Raw genomic sequence first — 19,223 nt, 5'->3', positions numbered from 1 at the left:
TCTATACCTCACATTATGATGGCGAGAAATCTGGCAGGCTTGTTATTCAGCGCTACCATGGCGTGATCGCAGCTTGAGTCGAAATAGATGGAGTCGCCTTCTTCGAGGACGATCTCGTGGTCTTTGATGAATAGTTTAAGGCTTCCCTCGAGAATCAGGTTGAACTCCTGCCCCGGGTGAGAATTGGTATGCACCGGAGTGCTTTCGGGCTTCGGCTCTACCGTGACGATGAAAGGCTCGGCCTTCTTGTTTATAAAGTTGGCTGCGAGGTTCTGGTACTTGTACTGCTTCCTCCGCTCGACACTTACTCCCTGCCCTTTTCTGGTCACGGTGAAATAGTGCATCCTGGGGGCTTCGCCCGTGAGGAGAATGCTCATCTCGACACCCAGCTTTCTCGAGATCTCGTAGAGGATGCTCGCTGGAATATCCTCTTCGCCGTTCTCGTACCTGCGGTAAGTATCCTGACTTATCCGGAGATCGGAAGCCATGCTTTCCTGGCTGATGTCCAGGATTTCCCTGAGCTCCTTTATCCGGGCGGCCACTTCCTTGATTCGTTCCTGCATGAGTTTACCTTCTCTGTAACTGGTGACTTGACAACTGATATTAACTGATATCCGATAATCTGTATACTTTCACCTGATTTAAGGTTGCTGCTCTAATCATTATAGATTGATTGAAAGTTTTATCACGACTGTGCAGGCTATCGTTTATTGATAACCAGTATGTCATAGTGTGGCAAGGGTATTAAAATTTGCGAATTAAGACAGTCAGAAAAGTGACACATGTTAATACGCTATACGTGAGGCTGCAATACCTAAAAGCAAATAAAAAAGAGTTTTAGCGGATAACGTATCCGCTAAACGGTACTATTTTTTCCACACCAGTAAATACCAGGCTACCAGAATTCCGGCGGCGGTAATAGCAATTGAATGGACCCAGACGATCGGGCCGACCGGCAGTGCCTGGCTGCCGGGAGCCGAAGATGCTGTAGGGGTCGAGTTGACCGCCGGAGCCGGGGTAATTACCGTTTCTGACGTAGGTGTAACAGTAGACACCGGAGTCGCTGTTGCGATTGGTGTCACCGTCGGTATGGGAGTCGGTGTCGGCCGGGTGTACATCTCATCCATACTGATAGTTACAGGCCTGCCGCCGGAGGCTGGCAGAGGAACAATGGCCTTCAGGGTTGCAATTTCGGTTTCATATCCTGCCTTGCTCACTGTTATGGTAATACTGCCTGCTGAACTAGAATTTACGATTATCACTGCAGTGCCCGAAGAGCCTGTCAATCCTGTACCTGTGGCGTTGCCGGTCAGAGTGATTGTAGCTCCTTCGACCGGCAAATCCGCGGAGGTTACTGTAAACAGGACTGCGGTCTGACGGCCTACAATAAGACTGGACTGGTTCGAGGAGACGTTCAGGTATTTCAGAACCTCATTTACTGTGATCGTGATCTCCTGGCTGTCGGTAGCCAGGCCATCCGAGACTACTACCTCAAAGGTGTAGCTGCCGGGTCCCTGGGCCTCTGTCGGTGTCCAGGTGAAAGTCCCCGCAGAGTCTATCGCCGCTCCTGCCGGAACACTGCCGGCGAGGCTGAAACTCAGCGTTTGAGCCGGCAAGTCAGGATCAGATGCGGTCGCCGTGAATGTTAGCAGTGTCTCTTCATTCGTCGTCCAATCGCTTATCACGTTGAGCACTGGTGCCTGGTTTACTTCGTTTACGGTGACAGTGATCTCCTCGCTATCCGTATGCAGCCCATCTGATACGACGACGTTAAACGTGTAGGAGTCGGGTCCCTGGGCTTCGTTCGGCATCCAGGTGAATACTCCTGTATTCATGTCTATGCTTGCTCCTGCCGGGGCGCCGGACAGCGAGAAGATCAGGGTCTGGGCGGGCAGGTCGGAGTCTGTGGCTGAAGCCGTGAATGTTAAAGCCTCCCCTTCGTTCACCGTCTGATCGCCGATGGCGCCGAGCACCGGGGCTACGTTAACCTCGTTAACCGTGATCGTGATGCTCTGGCTGTCGGTCGTTACGCCATCGGATGCTACCACGCTAAATGTGTAACTGCCAGGTCCCTGGGCCTCTGTGGGTGTCCAGGTGAACGCGCCTGTCCCGGCGTTTATGCTCGCTCCCGCCGGGGCGCCGGACAACGAGAACGTCACTGTTTGGGCCGGCATGTCTGAGTCTGTGGCGGAAGCTGTGAACGTACAGGCAGTCAGCTCATCGCAGGAAAGCGATGCCGGCACTCCTGACAGTACGGGATCGGCGTTGACCTCGTTTACTGTAACAGTGATCGTCTCGCTATCCGCCACGAGGCCATCAGAGACTACGATATCAAACGTATACGAGTTTGGACCCTGGGCTTCGGTCGGTGTCCACGTGAATGCTCCCGTCGTCTCATCTATGCTCGCTCCTGTGGGGGCTCCGGCGAGCGAAAAGGTCAGGGCCTGGGCTGGCAGGTCCGAATCGGATGCGCTGACAGTAAAGGCTAAAGCGGTCCCTTCATCTACAGTCTTTCCACCAATTATGGCAAGTACTGGGGCGGTATTTACCTCATCTACCGTAACCATGATGTCCTCTGTATCAGCCAGAGAGCCGTCGGATACGCATACTGTGAACGTGTAGGTGCCGGGTCCCTGGGCTTCTGTGGGTGTCCAGGTGAAGACACCGGAAGACTGGTCGATACTTGCACCTGCAGGGGCGTTTACCAGTGAGTAAGTTAAATTGTTGGCCGGCATGTCTGTATCTACTGCGGTTGCCGTAAATGAGAGCGTAGCTTCTTCGTTCACTGCTTTATTGCCTATCTCAGCCAGAACGGGGGCCTGGTTGACTTCATTGACCGTGACGTTAATTGTCTCGCTGTCAAAAGACATACCATCCGATACTACGATGGTAAACGTGTATGCGCCGGGCCCATGGGCTTCTGTGGGTGTCCAGAAGAATTCGCCGGTAGCCGGGTGTATACTGGCACCTGTCGGGACACTGCCAGTGAGGTAATAGTACAGCGTCTGAGCCGGTACGTCGGAGTCTGTGGCTGAAGCGTTGAACGCTAAGGGTTCCAGTTCATTCACGACTTTGTCACCGATCGTGCTCAGCACAGGAGCCTGGTTATGCGAGATACCTATAAACTCGCCGAAGGCGGACGGCGTGGTACCTATGCTAAAATGATGCCTGACTGAATTGCTATTAGTATCGATGATCGTAATACTGTTGCTCCCGGTGTTCACCACAAATACACTGTTTTCGCCAGGGACTTTCGCTATACCCGCGGGGCCGGTTCCTACAGGTATAGTATGTTCTTGTTCTTCAAAATCAGTTACAGTATCGATTGCTGAAACAGTATTCTCTTTCGGATTTGTCACGTAAGCCCAGCGGCCGTTAGTGGCTACGGTAACGCCTGTAGGGTTTTCTCCTACATATATTGGTATTGGTGCAACAGTATCACTAACGGTATTTATGACCGAAACGGTGGAGCTACCATAATTTGCTACGTACACTTTTAACCCGTTGGGGGTTATCGCTATTCCTCTGGGGGCAGTACCCACTAATCTATCGGTAACTGAATTATCCGCCGTACTGATAATAGAAACAGTATTTGTTCCTGAATTTGCTACATATACTCTCGTTCCATCCGGGGATACAACCACACCTACAGGATTTAAACCTACTGGTATAGTGGCAGTGACCTGGTTGCCTGTCGTCGAAATCACCGATACTGTACCGCTGCCATAATTTGTCACATACACTCTTGATCCATCGCCATTAATCGCAACGCCATATGGATTGGCTCCTACTGTAACGTTTGCTTTAACTGTCTTGGATGTGGTGTCGATCACCGAAACCGTGCCGCTACCATAATTGGCCACATATGCTGTTAACCCGTCAGGGCTTACAGCTATGCCCCTGGGGTCGATACCTACCGGTATCGTATAAATATAGGTGCCATAATACGCATCAAGTACTACAACGGTGTTGTCTCTTGTAGGTATATAGGCGTTCGGTGAGGCATTTGCAGTATCTGCAACTATAGTGATTGAAAAGATCAGTATTAGAATAGCGACCAGAGAAATGTTCGATAGCCTGAGGCATCCACCGTGTATCATTCTAAACCTCTTATTTAACTGGCATTGCTGGGTAAATTATCTAATGTTTCCAGGTTATGTGTTAATAATACTATCGGTTAGTGGATAAGCGTATACTCGACCATTGAATCAACGCCTTTTCCTATCGCTGGCATGTGGTTCTTTTACCAGCCGCTTTCCTTGAAGAGTATCCAATATTTCGCCTGGATCTGCCTGTTGGAAGCCAATGGCCAGACCTCGAACTTGCAGGTATATTTTTAGACTTTAGATGGAGCGGGCTAAGTTGCAACCTTTAAACGATGGACTGTGCCCCGGAGGTGGGTGAGTTCTATGCTCGAAAATATCAATTTATGAGCGGGGACCGGGTGTAGGGGTGTAAAGCAGGCCGGCGTATTATGGGTTGCGACGACACCGAGTAGGGCAAGGGCAAAAGTACGGCCACGTTAAAAGATCGCGGCTCTCTCCTTGACCGTATATGGACATGCATGAGGTAATCTATGGCATGACGCTACGAAGGGCATGGCGTGGATCAGATAGGTAATATAATAAACACAACAACCGAGCGACGTACAATAATACGGAAATGGAAAAATAGTTTTTAGTTGGAACTCTGTCCCCATATATTGAATCGCATAGACTACGACGATCTTTTTATTAGCATATAATATATAATTGGTAATAATATGTAACCACTCGCTATAACTGAGATAATACCAATTGTAAAGCGGAATATATAAAATGCTGTATGCAAATCCCAGGTAATAATTGTCTTTTCCAAAATTGTAATGCCTACAAAGCTTATCCCCATCAGGAGAAAACAAATACCCATAAAAATCTTGCGAGTTTTTTCATTCATATTATCGCATTAACATCATTGAACTAACCATTATATAAATAATTTCTATTAGTTCAAAGGATGCTTAGCTAATATCACTTATTTTGCATCATGGGTATAAGTACTAAAACGTTTATACTGTTCGGAATTAATGTATCTAAAGAATCGTACGAGTCAGCATGTAATGCCAAATACGTATAAATTTGTATTATTACATCTACACTTCGAAACAGAACCATTTTAGCAAATAGACAATAAATTTGATTTTAAAAGTAAAAAGAGCCTCCGGCGAGATTTGAACTCGCGACCTGCTGATTACAAGTCAGCCGCTATACCGGGCTAAGCCACAGAGGCATTGTAAGCGAGAATAAAATGTCGATTGCTGTATTAATATTTTGCGCGTGACCATGATCTTACAATCACATGGCGGCAGACATACCCCACGCCTGCCGTCACATGCTGGCTGCCAAATTGCTGTATTTGTTGGATAATATGGAGCCCCCGGATAGATTTGAACTACCGCACTGCTGATTACATGTCAGCCGCTCTAGCCAACTGAGCCACAGGGGCTTCTACTTGCAATACCTTGTTTAGCATACTTTTATAAAACAAATGCCATATAAAAATTCTGAAAAATTGCTATATTGCCGAATTTTTAGCGCCAATCATAAAATGGGTTGAGCGACAACCCGCCCGTGTCGTCCGATTTACTATTCTACCAGATCTAAGGTCGTTCTATGCAGCCCATATCGCATTTCTTATAGTGCATTGGGTGGTCCAGTGTTACACTGTTGTTTGGGCTTGCGTGCGTAGCACGAAAACACTAAACTACTTTTTTAGAGGGACACTAAAACTCTAAGGCTCTAAGGTACACGGCTAAAACGCGAACTGCACGAAATCACAATTAATCGACATAATGCACAAAGGGCACGGTCTTAAAATACGAACAAGTTCCGCGAATGCTCGAAGACACCAAACTAAAACACGGTTGAACAAGCAGTTGCCATCGTTTAACGGTATCCTGATTATGTCGTTGTCATCCGGCTTGCGTATCCGTACCATGGAAAATGGGAGATTGGGGAGTGCCGGGAGATCAGGGAGACTTTTCAAACTGGGAGGTCAGGGAGGTCAGGAGGTCTGAGAGGGGGAAGGTGAGGGGCCAGAGGAACGAGGGGGAAAATCGGCTGTCGAGAATCGCCTTGAGAATGCCTGCATTCGCAGGTATTCAACAGGCGAATATCATAGCAAAGGAACTGTCAAAAATGTTTCAGGAAAGACTCGTGGATGAAAGGGTATTTTCAAGTAAGAGTATGAAAAATTTAATGTTTGCCCTGTGTGAGTCGAAAATACCGCCAGGCACGCCAAGGAGCCAAGTACGCCAAGATTTTTAGCGATATCTTCTGATACTGATCACAAAGTCCTTGGCGTTCCATGAAAAAATAGCTCTTGGCGAGCTTGGCTTCTTGGCGCTCTTGGCGGTATTTTCGACCTATACAGGGCCAACTTTCAATTTTTCATAGCCTTTACCTGAATATCCCATTATTCATAATGAGACTGCTTGGCCTCTTGGCGGGACTGGCGGCCTTATAACAATAGCAGATATAACCTATTTTTTATTATAATACTATGGTGCACAGCCGTAAGGTAGCAGTCGTCATGGCAGGGGTAAGGCGAAATGGTTGTTTGTTTTAACTTGGTGTCTTCGTCTTTTAGCGGAACTTGTTCGTGTTTTAAAGCCGTGTATTAGTGGCCTTCGAGCTTTAACCGGTGTCTTAGTGCAATTCGCGGTTTAGCCGTGAACTTAGAGCTTTCGGGCATTTCGTGTCCATCTAAAAAATGATTTTTGTGTCTTTGTGCTACCCACGAGAGTCCATGCAACGGCAGAGCACTGGGCAGATAGCAACTTCAAACCAACGAGCCCGGAAATACTGGCTACTCAGATATTGTTCCCCACGTCTCGGCAGCTATATAGTAAAAGGATGCATAACTAAAACCGTTTATGATCGACGTCGACGGTATTGTCCGCATTATAGAGGAGCGTAAGGCGAAGACTATCGGGCTCCAGTTTCCCGAGGGCCTGAAGAGGCAGGGCCCGGGCATTGCGAAAGACGTGGAGGCCAGGACTGGCGCTCTCGTAATCGTATCCGGCGATCCGTGCTACGGCGCCTGCGACATCGACGACAGCCTGCTGGACATGGTCGACGTCCTGTTCCATTTCGGGCACTCCCGGCTGATGGACGACGATCGTATCGTCTTCATCGAGTACCATCACGAAGTCGAGGTTGACACGGCCATCAGGAACGCTCTGCCGCTGCTCGGGCAGAAAGTCGGCATCGTCACCACTGTCCAGCACATCCACATGCTCAAGAGGATGGAACAGCTGCTTATCGAGGCGGGGAAGACTCCGGTGATCGCCAGAGGCGACTCCCGGATCACGTACCCCGGCCAGCTGCTGGGCTGCAACTTCAGCGCCACACCGGCAGGCGTGGACACAGTCCTGTATGTAGGCAGCGGCAACTTCCACCCGATGGGCGCCCAGCTGAGCACCGGAGTCCCGGTCATCGCAGCAGACCCCTTTACCGGCGAAGCCCGAAAGGTCGACGTCGAAAAGATCATGAGGCAGCGGTACGCTCTCATGGCTAAAGCGATGGACGCCAAAAAGTGGGGCATCATCATCGGCACAAAAACCGGTCAGAAACGGCTCGAACTCGCCCGCCGGATCAAAGAGACCGCCGGCGACGCTACACTAATCTCCATCCGAGAGATAACGCCAGACCGGTTGCTATCTTTTAAGGTCGACGCCTACGTATCCACGGTCTGCCCCCGGGTAGCCATCGACGACGCCGGGCGGTTCGGCGTGCCAGTTTTGACGCCCGTGGAGTTCGACATCGTCAAAGGGCTGCGCAAGTGGGAAGACCTGGCGTTCGATGAGATCAAGGGCGAGTGACCAGGTTCTATTATTGCCATTCTATAAATCTCTATTATGGGTGCCCGTACCATTTACACGAAGTACACGAAGTACACAAGGTACACTAAGTATAGTAAAAGCGGCATGCCGTAATATGATCTTATCGTAAAACTTCGTGTACTTCGTGTACCTTGTGTACTTTGTGTAAACGGTACCTGACTGCCCGGACAATGCCTGAAATGATCTTAATCCCTGCTCAATCTTTTTATATTATGGCCAATAACTAAGGCGCAATGGATAGCATGAAGGGAGTCCTGAAAGGCGATAAAGTGATCTTTGGCGGCGAGGCGGTAGCCGAGCTGTACAACGCCCAGTACTACGGCCGCCTGAAAGGCGAGACGCTGGAGCTGGCACTGGTGGAAGCGGCTTACCTGCTGGACCGGGAGCGCATCAGCGTGGACCAGGAGGGCAGATCGCTTTCGTTCAGGGACTTTTTCATCGCCGCATCTCAGGCGCAGGAGTACTTCGAGCTCAAGTACATCGTCTACAGAGATTTACGGGAGCGGGGCTACTACGTGCAGCCCAGTGTGACTGACTTCAGGGTCTATCCGAGAGGTGGCAAGCCCAACGTAGCGCCATCAAAGTACTTCGTCCATGTCGTTACAGAGCGCAAGCCGATGCCGCTGCAGCAGCTGATCAGCAATTTGCAGGCAGCCCTGAACGTCCGGAAAGAGATGGTCCTCGCCATCGTGGATGAGGAGAGCGACATCACCTACTATGGTGTCAAGTTCAACGTGCTAAAAGGCGGCATGGAGCCTGTCCAGTTAACTCCGGTGCCCGGCTCGGCCACGTTCCTGCAGGACCGGGTCGTCATCTGGGACACCGAAGTATCGACTCGCCTGCACCAGGATGGTTTCTACGGTAATCCGATGGACGACCGAAGGTTACAGCTCTCGCTGGTCGAGGCAGCCTACCTGATCATGCGGGGCAAGCTAGAAGTCACGGATTACGAAGGCCGTATCATGACCCCGGACGACTTCACCGCAAAGGCGCTGCAGATCGAGTCCTCTTTCGTGGGCAAGCTTAAGACGTATACCGATCTCAGGGACAAAGGCCTCGTGGCAAAGACAGGGTTCAAGTTCGGCAGTGATTTCCGAGTCTATGAAAAGATCGAAACCATCGAGAAGATCCCTCACTCTAAATATCTGGTCGGCTATGTGGAAAACGACCACGTCTATCAGATGCAGGATTTATCTAGATCTATCCGGCTCGCCAATAGCGTCCGTAAGGACATGGTCTTTGCCTTTGACCGGAGTGGGATACAGTACTTCAGCCTGGGCCGGATCAAGCTGTAAAAAAGTAAATTTTTCCCTTATCCCGGATTCTTTAGCCACAGCAGCCGCTGCAGCATTTGCATTTCTCAGTATACTGTAACATGCAGTGATCTTTAGGCCTGACAACCGAATATACTTCCACCATATGGTGCGGGTGGTACCGCATTTTTGCTTCCCGCAGCCCCGGCACGCCCATGTCGCTCTCACGGTTGATGTAGGTGAACTCTTTCCCGAGAAGGGCGGCTGTTTCAGCGTTGATCGCCTTGTAGATGCCCGGGTAGTCCTGGAGCCCTTTCTCGAAATGCACCAGCGCGGTATCGCCGTTCAGGCGCTCGTACATCGAGATTGCGCCGATCCGGCCGTCTACTTTGATAGCCAGCCCGGACAGTCCCAGTTCTGCCATGTGATCGAGACCGTACATTATGGCCTTTTTCTCGTGGCTGATCATCCCGCTGTCTTCGGGGTTCCTGGCGGCGAACCACTGATCGAGGAAATCCTTGACGTGCGCTGCGTTTGCCGCCGTGATCGGCTCTACTCTGTGCGAGTGGTTTCGCCTGAATTTGTTGAGGTCCCTGCGAATGTACAGGTAGTCTCTGCCCTGCAGTTCGGCAAGGTCGGTTGCCCGGTAGACGTATTCTGACTGGTCTCTATCCAGGCTCATCTCCATGTCCGGGTACACGTACGATATCAGGCTGGCAGAGGCGGGATCGATGAGGATGATAGGCTCCTCCTCGCCCGTCTCTGCGGCGAGGCTGACCAGGTCTCTGGTGAGGTCGGGATTGTAAGGGCCGATAGGCGGCCGGAATTTTGTGACCCCGTCGATAGTGCTGGCGAGAATGACGTTATCATCTACTTTAGCATAGCTATAATTGGCATAGTGGTTCCAGCAGGTCATATTGGTGAATGTGTTGTCACTGTGGACCTGCGGATATCTGGAATAGTACTGCCGGAAAAAGTCAGCATCGTCTAACGTGACGGGCTTGAAATCGTCTAAGGACAGCATTTAATCGCCTCCTTTGTACAGCATGGGGGTATGCCCTTTCATGGGCTGGAAGCCGAGCTCAGTGTAAAAAAGCTCCGAGCCGGGCTGGGCGATGAGGCCGATCCAGCCGAGGCCTTTGCTTTTGCCAGAGGCTACAAGCGCAGAGACGATCCTGCCTCCGATCCCGCTTTTTCTATACTGAGGGTAGACGACTACGTCCTGGATATAGCCGTCCGAAACGTCGTCTGATATGAGCCTTCCCATGCCTATCGCCCGGGATGTTTTTCTGTCAATGGCCACGACAAAGGCGCTGCTGCCCTTGATCAGCGGAGTGATTCCTTCCGTGTCCCAGGCTTCCTGCCACCAGCCGCCCGCTCTGTAGAGATCTGCGATCTCCGATACATCCCGGGCTTCGACATGGCGTATCTCTATATCGTATGATAAGCTGGTTTCAGGGCTCATGTCTAAAATAAATTTAAGTGAATGTTTAAAGCCCTTCTCTCCAGCCCGGCCTGGGCGTGAATATCTACTGGCTTTACTGCTTCTCGTCCGTTGTCACAGTAACATTAATGTAAATTAAAGTAGTTATCTGCGTTGTGTATTTCGGGCAAAGCGCCTGTCTTGTATGGCTACATTTAGCGCTTTCCTCTTAATCCAAACGGAAGATGATGATGAATCAGGATTTTACTGTCACACCCTGGGACGTGAGCGGAACTATCGATTACAAGAAGTTGATCGAGGACTTCGGCACTGAGCCGATCGACGCCGAGTTACTGGACCGGTGGAAGCGGCTGACCGGCGACGAATTGCCGATGGCTTTGCAGCGTAAGGTCTTCTTCTCTCACCGCGACCTGAAGTGGCTGCTGGACCGGTACGAGGCGGGAGAAAAGTTCGTCCTGTACACCGGCAGAGGCCCGTCCGGCCACACGCACTTAGGCCACCTGATGCCCTGGATGTTCACGAAGTACCTGCAGGACAAGTTCGACGCCCCGCTGTACTTCCAGATGACGGACGACGAGAAGTTCCTGTTCAAGCCGGAACTGTCGATGAAAGAAGCGATGTCCTATACTTATGAGAATGCGCTGGACGTCATCGCCCTGGGCTTCGACCCGAAGAAGACGAAGATCTTCTCGGATCTCGAGTATTCTAAGACTCTGTACCGCATTGCCATGGAAGTGGCGAAGCGAGTCACTTTCAGCACGGCCAGGGCCGTGTTCGGCTTCGACAACAGTACCAACATCGGCATGATCTTCATCACCTCGTTCCAGTCGGCGCCGGCTTTTCTGCCATCGGTTGAGGCTGGCAAGAACATCCCGGTGCTCATTCCGCAGGCCATCGACCAGGACCCGCACTTCCGGGTTACGAGGGACATTGCGCCTAAGCTGGGCTATTACAAGCCCGCGGCAATCCACTGCACCTTCCTGCCGAGCCTCTCCGGTTCGGACAAGATGTCCGCCTCGAAGCCGGAATCGACCATCTACACGGTCGACGACCTGAAGGTGGCGAGGAAAAAGGTGCTAAGCGCATTCACGGGCGGCCGGGTTTCTATCGAAGAGCAGAAGAGGCTGGGCGGCACGCCTAGCGTCTGCGCCATCTTCCAGTATTACTATTACCTGTTCGAAATGGACCAGGAAAAGCTTGACCAGCGGGAGCAGAAGTGCGTCCGGGGCGAGATCATGTGCGGCGAATGCAAGCAGGAGCTCGCCGATCGTGTAGTTAAGTTCCTGGAGAAGCACCAGGAGAAGAGGGAAGCGGCCAGGGACAAAGTCCAGGACTTCATAGTCAGCGACTACAGCGCAGTCTACGATAAGCTGAAGCGGCCGCAGGACAAGAAAGAAGTAGCGAAACTGATGAAGACGATGAAGGAGTACTGCAGCGCCAAAGAAGGCGAGCAGATCTCCGTGAAGAAGTGTAAAGAGTTCAAGTGATCGGTTCAACCAAGAAAGAGGGTAGTGTAACTTATGGATCTTTCTATCAACGAGCGGCTGGTCCTCCGGTCGCTTGACCTGAAAGAGGTCACGGCAAAGGATCTGGCATCCGCTGCAGGCCTCAAGCCTGAGGCTGCAGTGCAGGGCGCCGCCATGCTGGCCGAAAAAGGGCTGGCGACTCTGAGAGACGAGGTCGAGTCAGAATACGTCCTGACCGACGAAGGCAGAAAATATGCGGCCGAAGGGCTTCCCGAACGGGTGATTCATGATGCCCTCCCGGCAGACGGTATCACACTGAACGATCTCAAGAAGCAGTTCCCGCCCGCAACGGTGAACATCGCCATGGGCTGGCTCAGGCAGAAGGGCTGGGCCAAATTCGAAAAGAAAGACGGCGACATGTTCCTTCTTCCGCAGAAAGCAGATGCCTCTGCCGATGAGAAAATGCTCGCCGCGATCTCGAATGGCGAGTCCCAGAAAGGCTTCGATGCCAAGGTGATCAAGGATCTCCTCAAGAGAAACCTGATCGAGCTCAGGGAGACTAAGACTAAGTTTGTCAAGATCACTGACTCCGGCCTCGCAGTCAAGCAGGCCGGCATTGAGATCACCGAAGAGATCGCCCAGCTCACCCCCGAGATGATCGCCACCGGCTCCTGGCAGGGCAAGACTTTCCGCAAGTTCGACGTGAGCCTTCCTGTCCAGACCGAGTACGGCGGCAGAAAGCACATTCTGCGCATGGGTATGGACGCTGTCAAGAGAACTCTCATCGAAATGGGCTTCAAGGAAATGGAAGGGCCCATGGTCGACGCGGAGTTCTACGTCAACGACCTCTTATTCATGCCCCAGGACCACCCTGCGAGGACTCACTGGGATCAGTTCAACCTGAAAGAGCCGAAATACATTCATAGCCTGCCCCAGAATCTCGTGGAGCGTGTCAGGAGAGTTCACCGGGACGGAGGCAGCTCCGGCTCTCTGGGCTGGAACTACGAGTGGGACGAGACTATTGCCCGAAAGCTGGTGCTCCGGGGCCATACGACATCTCTCACGGCCCGGTACCTCGCAAAGCACTCGAAGCCGCCCCAGAAGTACTTCTCGGTGAGCCAGGTCTTCAGGAACGACACTATCGACGTCACCCACCTGCTGGAATTCTGCCAGATCGAAGGGTGGATCATGGACGACAACCTCAGTATGAAAGAGCTCATGGGAACTTTCAAGGAGTTCTACTCTCGTATGGGCATTACCGTGCTCAAGTTCAAGCCGACGTACAACCCGTACACCGAGCCCAGCCTCGAAATCTACGGCCGCCATCCCAAGACGGGCCGCTGGATAGAAGTGGGCAACTCCGGCATGTTCCGGGAGGAGATGATGGAGCCCTACGGTATCAACAGCACTGTAGTGGCGTGGGGCCTCGCGCTGGAACGGCTCATGATGATCAATTACGGCTACACTGATATCAGAGACCTACATGGTCCTCTATGCGATATAAACTTCCTCAGGAGCGTGCCCGTTGTATGGCAACAGTAAACGACCAGTGTATCAGTTGCAAACATTTATCCAGGATGGACGCCTATAATAGTATATGATAAACAAGCGTTTCCGCCCTAAAAACGATGCATATACATACGAGGTTGTTTTAACAAAACGGCTCGCTGACGGGATGATAAACCAGACCGAAGCGGGCATCATTAAAACGTACATCATTGATAAGATGTCGAACGGTGAAATCAGGGATAGTACGGCATCCCTGATTGCGACATCATTAACGCAGTTCCGGCGATTTCTTGAAGTTGACTATAACCAGTTGAACATAACAGCGTTAAAGCTCGGTATTTTGAAGCTGCGAAATGGCGGAGACATTAGCGGAAAAGCTTACACGGATAATACCCGGAAAAAGATAATGCAGCATGTTATGCCGTTTGTTAATTACATGGGCGAGCAGGGCATCATAGCAGAGATACCGACTAAAGAGATGAAAAAGATAAAGCCGCCCAAGGTTGTTAAAGGCAAATTCCAGCCACAGGACATATTGACACCTGAAGAAATAGAGCAGTTCGTTAAGCTCTGTGATAATTCCCGTGACCGGGCGTTAATCATGTTTATGTATGAGTCGGGGGCGAGAGTGGGCGAAATTGGGCGGGTTACCTGGAAGGACTTAACCTTTACAGATACGGATTGCCGGGCGCAAATTGAAGATGAGAAAGTCGGCGGTTATAGATACCCGTATGTCGTTGCTTCTGTTCCTTACCTGATACAGTTAAGGAACGATATGCCAGAGGCGACAGAAAGCGATTTCGTGTTTAGGGTTCACAGTAACGGATATGTTGGAGAGCCGTTATCTTACCGGACTGTGCAGTTTCTGTTAGAAAAGTTGATAGCGGCATCGGGTACGAAAAAGCCATTATCTCCACATTTGTTCCGGGCTTCTCGTATTACCAATATGATTAAAGAGGGGTATAAAGAGAGCATCATTAAAAAGATGATGTGGCAGAAAGTCGAGACTCAAATGTTTGAGGTTTACGTTAAGCTTGCTGATAGCGATATTCAGAATGAGATTAAGACTAAGGCCGGTTTATCGTTGAAAGTGGAGACTAAGCCGATGACTAAGCCGCAAAAATGCGTTTGCGGGATGGTTAGCGATTCCCTGGCTAATTATTGTCCGAAGTGCGGGCGGTCGCTTAAAGAGGGCGTGGCTGAGCTTAGGGAAGAGATAACCGAAGCCGACAGGCAGATATTGAAGTTGTTGAAGCAGCCGGGGAAGCTGGAGAAGTTAACACAACTACTTGAATAATTTTTACTAAAAAAATATTTGTTTTTAATTTAAAATGTGGTTCATACGGCTAACATCGGAAGAATTTTTATTAATGATGTTAACGCAGACAAATACGAGCTGTCTTTCTGGACTTCTTCGTTTGTCTTCCTCAATTCGGCTGCTGAATTTGTTAATTCGGTATTGATACTTGAAACTTGGTTATATGCTGTACTTCCTGGGTCTAAAAATTTCTGATATTCTTGGCCTGCATAAACAGCGTTATCACAAGCTGTGGCGTAAGCAGTAACTTTTGTATTAAAACCTTCTATATAGCTACTACTAAGGGCAGAAAATATTGTTGATGAATTTACATAATCTTGTAAGTCTTGAGATGTGGATTGTACAACACGTAATTTAGATTCATAATTATTATATGCATCATTTGTTGCCTTTTTCTTATTGTAGTCTGATATAAATTGGTTGTAATTATTATTATATATTTGAATGTTGCTAGAAAAAGTAGCTTCATTTTGTTTTACTCTATTATACTCGTCATTTCCTACTGTTAAATATTGGAGATAAATGTTTCCAGATGATATCGCATCGTAACATTTTTGTTGATACGATGATGCTTTTATATTGTAGTTATCAATCCACGTTTTATAATCATTAAGATCAACGTATGTGTATGGTGTATTTACATAATTATCTAAAGATTGTTGTTCTATGGAGACTATACTAATTTTCGACTGATAATCACTTAAAGCATTTTGTCTTAAAGCGATTGTTGGATCTACTGTAGGGGCTTGTGTAGGTGTAGGTGTAGTCAATTGTTGATATATTGGGTGTTGTTGACTCGGTTGTGTATCGCTATTTGAACTAACCACTTGTGAACCTGTACAACCAGTTATCATTATAGCTGATAAGACTACAATAAATATAGATATATATCTAAAAGACACTTTCAACTAAGATGCCTCCAACAATACCCATTAATACTTAACCAATAGTATATATAACCACCCAATTTACAATATGGTAGCAAGAATCTACAATAATCGTATTGGGATAACAAATAATGCTGCGAAAATTAATTGTTGGTCAGAAAGTGATTTCGATTAACTAATCACAAATATGAATACACATATTAATATATTTATATAAACAAGGGGCAGCCTGAGCCGCTTGTATTTCCTTCCCGCCCTGCTACGCTCTCCGATACAACTTCTTTTGCAAGGCGGGCGAAAGCCGAAAGCCTTAAACACCGAAAAGCGTAGGTTTTGGGGGAAGGAAGTACGTAGAACGGCGGAAGGGTATACCCTAGTGCGGAACGCCGCCCCGTTTGCGGCGTGGAGCGTGGCAGCTTTGCTGCCACAAATAAACTTAGGGTATAGCCTTTCGCCGTTGTACTTCCTTCCCGCAAAACCGTTAAGCGCTTTTTGGTGTATTAAGGCTTCTCGGTTTTCGAACGCCGACCCTATTCTGTGCAAACACTTCTTAACCAATGTGGAATTAATTGGTTTGACAATGGACGATTATACAGGCTCCAAATGGAAAAAGGACAATATATTAGTCTCTGTTTCCTAGAAAACGATTAAATAAGTTAAATTGCTAAGTACGGGGCGGGCGCAGAAAGCCCAAGAGGAAAAACATGGAATTTAAACACACAATACAGTATCTTGGTGGCAATATTGAGTGTCACCCGGCGTACAAGTTTGTATCGTCTAAAACTGGTGAGAATGTCGAGACTTCGAAGTGTATAAAGATTACTGGTCTTGGCAAGTTTCCGGTTAAGATGCCTGCGTCTCTGATTGTTAAGCTGATGAATGCTTACAAGGGTGATGAGAAGTTTCAGAAGTTTGTTGATGAGCTTGCTGTTGAAGAGGCTGTCTGATGGCTTTGCCGGCAATACCGTATGTTTGCCGGGATTGTGCTTATGGTTTTGTTGACCCTATCACCGGGGAACACTACTGCGTATCGTGGTATTGTACTCGGGTGTATGAGATGGACGGGGCGATAAGGCGCAATAAGTAGCGGGGCGGAGCCCAGGGCGGCATGCCCGGCCTGGGCGTAGCACCGATAAAAACGGGAAGGGAAAAACGATGAAGTGTAAAATCTGCGATAAGCAGACTGAGAAGGCCGTGGCTTTAGAGCGGAAGGGTACGGTATCGTACTTTTGTTTTGAGTGCTGCGAGGAGCATGGAAGGCCGGAGAGGGAACGTGTTGCAACGTTCACTTGATGTTATTATTTTTTATTCGTTTTAATCGATTCTGCTTTTTTACATTTTAGTATAAATTCAACGGTTCTCTCTTCGCCAATGATTCGACCGATTACTCGTACTTTATCATTATAACGAAGGCGTTTCATAGCTATTTATTTGCAATGATGTGTATATAAAAAGATTGGTCAGATTCCTAATATGCTGTTACAAGAATGGCTGTGGGGGTTTGAATAAGTATTAACATAACCTTATGTTGTAGTCCGTAGGTTTAATATTGTATTACAGCATTTTCAAGCATGTATGTGTCTAGATGTACAGCGTTTTCAAGCTTCTTGTATGGGACTTTGTGATTTCGCGCAGTTCGCGAAATGCGCAGCGCAGCGAGCACCCGCCGTAGGCGGCGCTTTTTTTGGGCAGACTTTTATAAAAGTGGAAGCTGAAAAAGCAACTGTAACACTGGGCGTGTAATGTCGTATGGCAACAGTAACCCTCAACTATCCAGATCTCGTCAAGCTCATCGGCATCGATCTCAGCCTGGACAAGGTCCGGGAAGTCATGTTCGAGCTCGGCAGCGAGACCGAAGACATCCAGGGCGACGAAGTCACCTTCGAGGTGACCAGCGACCGTGCTGACCTGCTCTCGGAAGAGGGCATCGCCAGGATGCTCCGGGCTTACTATAGCATCGAAACAGGCTTTAGAATCCCGAAGCTCCAGCCCTCCGGCTACAAGCTGATCGTCAACCGGGAAGTCGAGCCTGTCAGGCCGTACGTCACCGGCGCCATCGTCAGGAACGTGCAGTTCACCGACGAGTCGATAAAGTCTCTGATGCACCTGCAGGAAAAGCTGCACGGCACATTCGGTCGCAAGCGGAAGAAGGGCGCAGTCGGCGTTCACGATCTGTCGAAGATCAAAGGCAGGGAGATTCACTACCGGGCAGTGCCGGGGGACAGTGTCAAGTTCGTGCCGCTGCAGAGCGATGAGCTTATGACGCTCTCCGATGTCCTGGCCAGACACCCGAAAGGCATCGACTACCGGTACGTGCTGGAAGGCAAGAATCTGATGCCGATCATCACCGACGACGAGGGTATTTTCTCGTTCCCTCCCATCATTAACTCGAAGCGCACCGAGGTAACTCTGAATACTCATGATCTGCTCATCGAGCTGACTGGCGAGGACCTGCGGACTATCGACTACATGCTCAACATCGTCCTGTACTCTCTGGATCTCAGGGGTGCTTCCATCTACAGTATAGACGTCGTGTATCCGGACGAGACGCTGCACAGGCCTGACTTTAACGTCCGCAACATCGACATAGAGGTCGACTACGTCAACCGTGTCCTCGGCCTCGAGCTGACTGCCCCTGACATAAAGGCCCTGCTGGAGCGCATGGGCTTCAAAGTGGCCGAAACCGGGAGCGATTACCTGATCGTCGAAGTGCCGCCATACCGCGCTGACATCCTGCATAAGAGGGACGTAGTAGATGACGTGGGCAGGGCTTTCGGCTACAACAACATCACTCCGTCGTACCCGAACACGCCTTCAGTGGGCAAGCTGACAGAAGCTACGAAGCTCGGCGATGCCATCCGGAACACCATGATCGGCCTGGGCTGCCAGGATACTTTCAACTTCATCCTGATCGGCAAGGACGAGGTCTTCGGGAAGATGAACCTCCCGGATGACGGTACGGCCGTCGAGATCTCCAACCCCTACGCAGAGCAGTACAACATCGTCAGGACGTCTTTGATACCATCGCTAATGATCGTGCTCTCCAACAACCTGCACAGGGACTACCCGCAGAATATCTTTGAGGTAGGCACCGTCGCTCATCTGGACAGCGCTGAGAACACCGGCGTCAAAGAAATTGACCATGTCGCCTGTACTCTGTGCTATGCTAAAGCCGGGTTCAACGAGATCAAAGTGAAGCTGCAGTCGCTGTGCGCGAATTTCGGCAAGCTTGACGAGCTCAAGACCGTTGCGGCGGAACACCCCTCCTTCATCCCCGGCCGTTGTGCCGAGGTAAGGATTGGGGACAAAAAGGTCGGCATCATCGGCGAGCTCAGTCCCGTAGTCCTCAAGAGCTGGGGTATAGAAATGCCTGTTGCGGCCTTTGAAATGGAGATCGCTGCCCTGAAGTAGGCGGCAGCGCTGCTGCCCTGAAATAAAAGGCGGGCAGCGCTTTTTATTTTATT

The 19,223-nt window shown here is 49.7% G+C and carries 13 protein-coding genes, 2 tRNA genes and 1 pseudogene; 8 read left to right on the top strand and 8 right to left on the bottom strand.

Features of this window, described 5'->3' with window-relative positions; all coding sequences use genetic code 11:
- Positions 1–8 precede the first annotated feature (8 nt).
- The 5 genes and pseudogenes from RCI_RS01600 to RCI_RS01585 all read right to left on the bottom strand — a co-directional run bounded on the left by RCI_RS01600 (position 9) and on the right by RCI_RS01585 (position 5,484).
- Positions 9–563: a helix-turn-helix domain-containing protein gene (locus RCI_RS01600; protein WP_012034637.1), complete on the bottom strand. Its 555-nt coding sequence runs from the start codon at positions 561–563 to the stop codon at positions 9–11.
- A 303-nt stretch (positions 564–866) separates the two neighbouring features.
- Positions 867–4,100 carry a putative Ig domain-containing protein gene (locus RCI_RS01595; RefSeq protein ID WP_012034636.1) on the bottom strand — a complete coding sequence of 1,078 codons (3,234 nt, stop codon included), beginning with the start codon at positions 4,098–4,100 and terminating at the stop codon, positions 867–869.
- Positions 4,101–4,243: 143 nt separating this feature from the next.
- Positions 4,244–4,318, bottom strand: a pseudogene (locus RCI_RS17600) (DUF7000 family protein); the annotation flags it as partial.
- 876 nt (positions 4,319–5,194) lie between these two features.
- Positions 5,195–5,268: transfer RNA gene (locus RCI_RS01590), tRNA-Thr, on the bottom strand.
- 139 nt (positions 5,269–5,407) lie between these two features.
- Positions 5,408–5,484: transfer RNA gene (locus tag RCI_RS01585), tRNA-Thr, on the bottom strand.
- Between the two features lie 512 nt (positions 5,485–5,996).
- Between RCI_RS01585 and RCI_RS01580 the strand changes: the two genes are divergently transcribed.
- From RCI_RS01580 to endA, 3 genes are all read left to right on the top strand, one after another.
- The gene (locus RCI_RS01580; RefSeq protein ID WP_231844904.1) at positions 5,997–6,305 is read left to right on the top strand and encodes a hypothetical protein; all 309 of its coding nucleotides are present in this window, start codon (positions 5,997–5,999) and stop codon (positions 6,303–6,305) included.
- Positions 6,306–6,913: 608 nt separating this feature from the next.
- Positions 6,914–7,861: a diphthamide biosynthesis enzyme Dph2 gene (gene dph2, locus RCI_RS01575; protein ID WP_012034635.1), complete on the top strand. Its 948-nt coding sequence runs from the start codon at positions 6,914–6,916 to the stop codon at positions 7,859–7,861.
- Between the two features lie 254 nt (positions 7,862–8,115).
- Complete coding sequence (endA, locus tag RCI_RS01570; RefSeq protein WP_012034634.1) at positions 8,116–9,177, top strand: tRNA-intron lyase; 1,062 nt, start codon at positions 8,116–8,118, stop codon at positions 9,175–9,177.
- A 31-nt stretch (positions 9,178–9,208) separates the two neighbouring features.
- Here endA and RCI_RS01565 read toward each other — a convergent pair whose 3' ends face one another.
- Together RCI_RS01565 and RCI_RS01560 are read right to left on the bottom strand one after the other, a co-directional pair.
- The gene (locus RCI_RS01565) at positions 9,209–10,159 is read right to left on the bottom strand and encodes a DUF2156 domain-containing protein (RefSeq protein WP_012034633.1); all 951 of its coding nucleotides are present in this window, start codon (positions 10,157–10,159) and stop codon (positions 9,209–9,211) included.
- Positions 10,160–10,600: a GNAT family N-acetyltransferase gene (locus tag RCI_RS01560; RefSeq protein ID WP_012034632.1), complete on the bottom strand. Its 441-nt coding sequence runs from the start codon at positions 10,598–10,600 to the stop codon at positions 10,160–10,162.
- A 209-nt stretch (positions 10,601–10,809) separates the two neighbouring features.
- Here RCI_RS01560 and RCI_RS01555 point away from each other — a divergent pair, with 209 nt between their 5' ends.
- The 3 genes from RCI_RS01555 to RCI_RS01545 are packed head-to-tail and all read left to right on the top strand — an operon-like array spanning position 10,810 to position 14,851.
- On the top strand, positions 10,810–12,066 hold the full coding sequence (locus tag RCI_RS01555; protein ID WP_012034631.1) for a tryptophan--tRNA ligase: 1,257 nt from the start codon (positions 10,810–10,812) through the stop codon (positions 12,064–12,066).
- 33 nt (positions 12,067–12,099) lie between these two features.
- Complete coding sequence (pheS, locus tag RCI_RS01550; RefSeq protein ID WP_012034630.1) at positions 12,100–13,587, top strand: phenylalanine--tRNA ligase subunit alpha; 1,488 nt, start codon at positions 12,100–12,102, stop codon at positions 13,585–13,587.
- A 55-nt stretch (positions 13,588–13,642) separates the two neighbouring features.
- A complete protein-coding gene (locus RCI_RS01545) occupies positions 13,643–14,851 on the top strand; it encodes a tyrosine-type recombinase/integrase (protein ID WP_012034629.1) in 1,209 nt (402 codons plus the stop codon).
- Between the two features lie 41 nt (positions 14,852–14,892).
- On the opposite strand, the gene RCI_RS16535 is transcribed toward RCI_RS01545, so the two are convergent.
- A complete protein-coding gene (locus RCI_RS16535; protein WP_148266478.1) occupies positions 14,893–15,726 on the bottom strand; it encodes a hypothetical protein in 834 nt (277 codons plus the stop codon).
- A gap of 737 nt (positions 15,727–16,463) precedes the next feature.
- Here RCI_RS16535 and RCI_RS01535 point away from each other — a divergent pair.
- Complete coding sequence (locus tag RCI_RS01535; protein ID WP_048197819.1) at positions 16,464–16,706, top strand: hypothetical protein; 243 nt, start codon at positions 16,464–16,466, stop codon at positions 16,704–16,706.
- 802 nt (positions 16,707–17,508) lie between these two features.
- Complete coding sequence (pheT, locus tag RCI_RS01530; RefSeq protein WP_012034625.1) at positions 17,509–19,170, top strand: phenylalanine--tRNA ligase subunit beta; 1,662 nt, start codon at positions 17,509–17,511, stop codon at positions 19,168–19,170.
- The last annotated feature ends 53 nt before the right edge of the window (positions 19,171–19,223 follow it).

This window comes from Methanocella arvoryzae MRE50, from assembly GCF_000063445.1.
GTDB lineage: Archaea > Halobacteriota > Methanocellia > Methanocellales > Methanocellaceae > Methanocella_A > Methanocella_A arvoryzae.
This window is presented reverse-complemented; position numbering and strand designations above follow the sequence as displayed.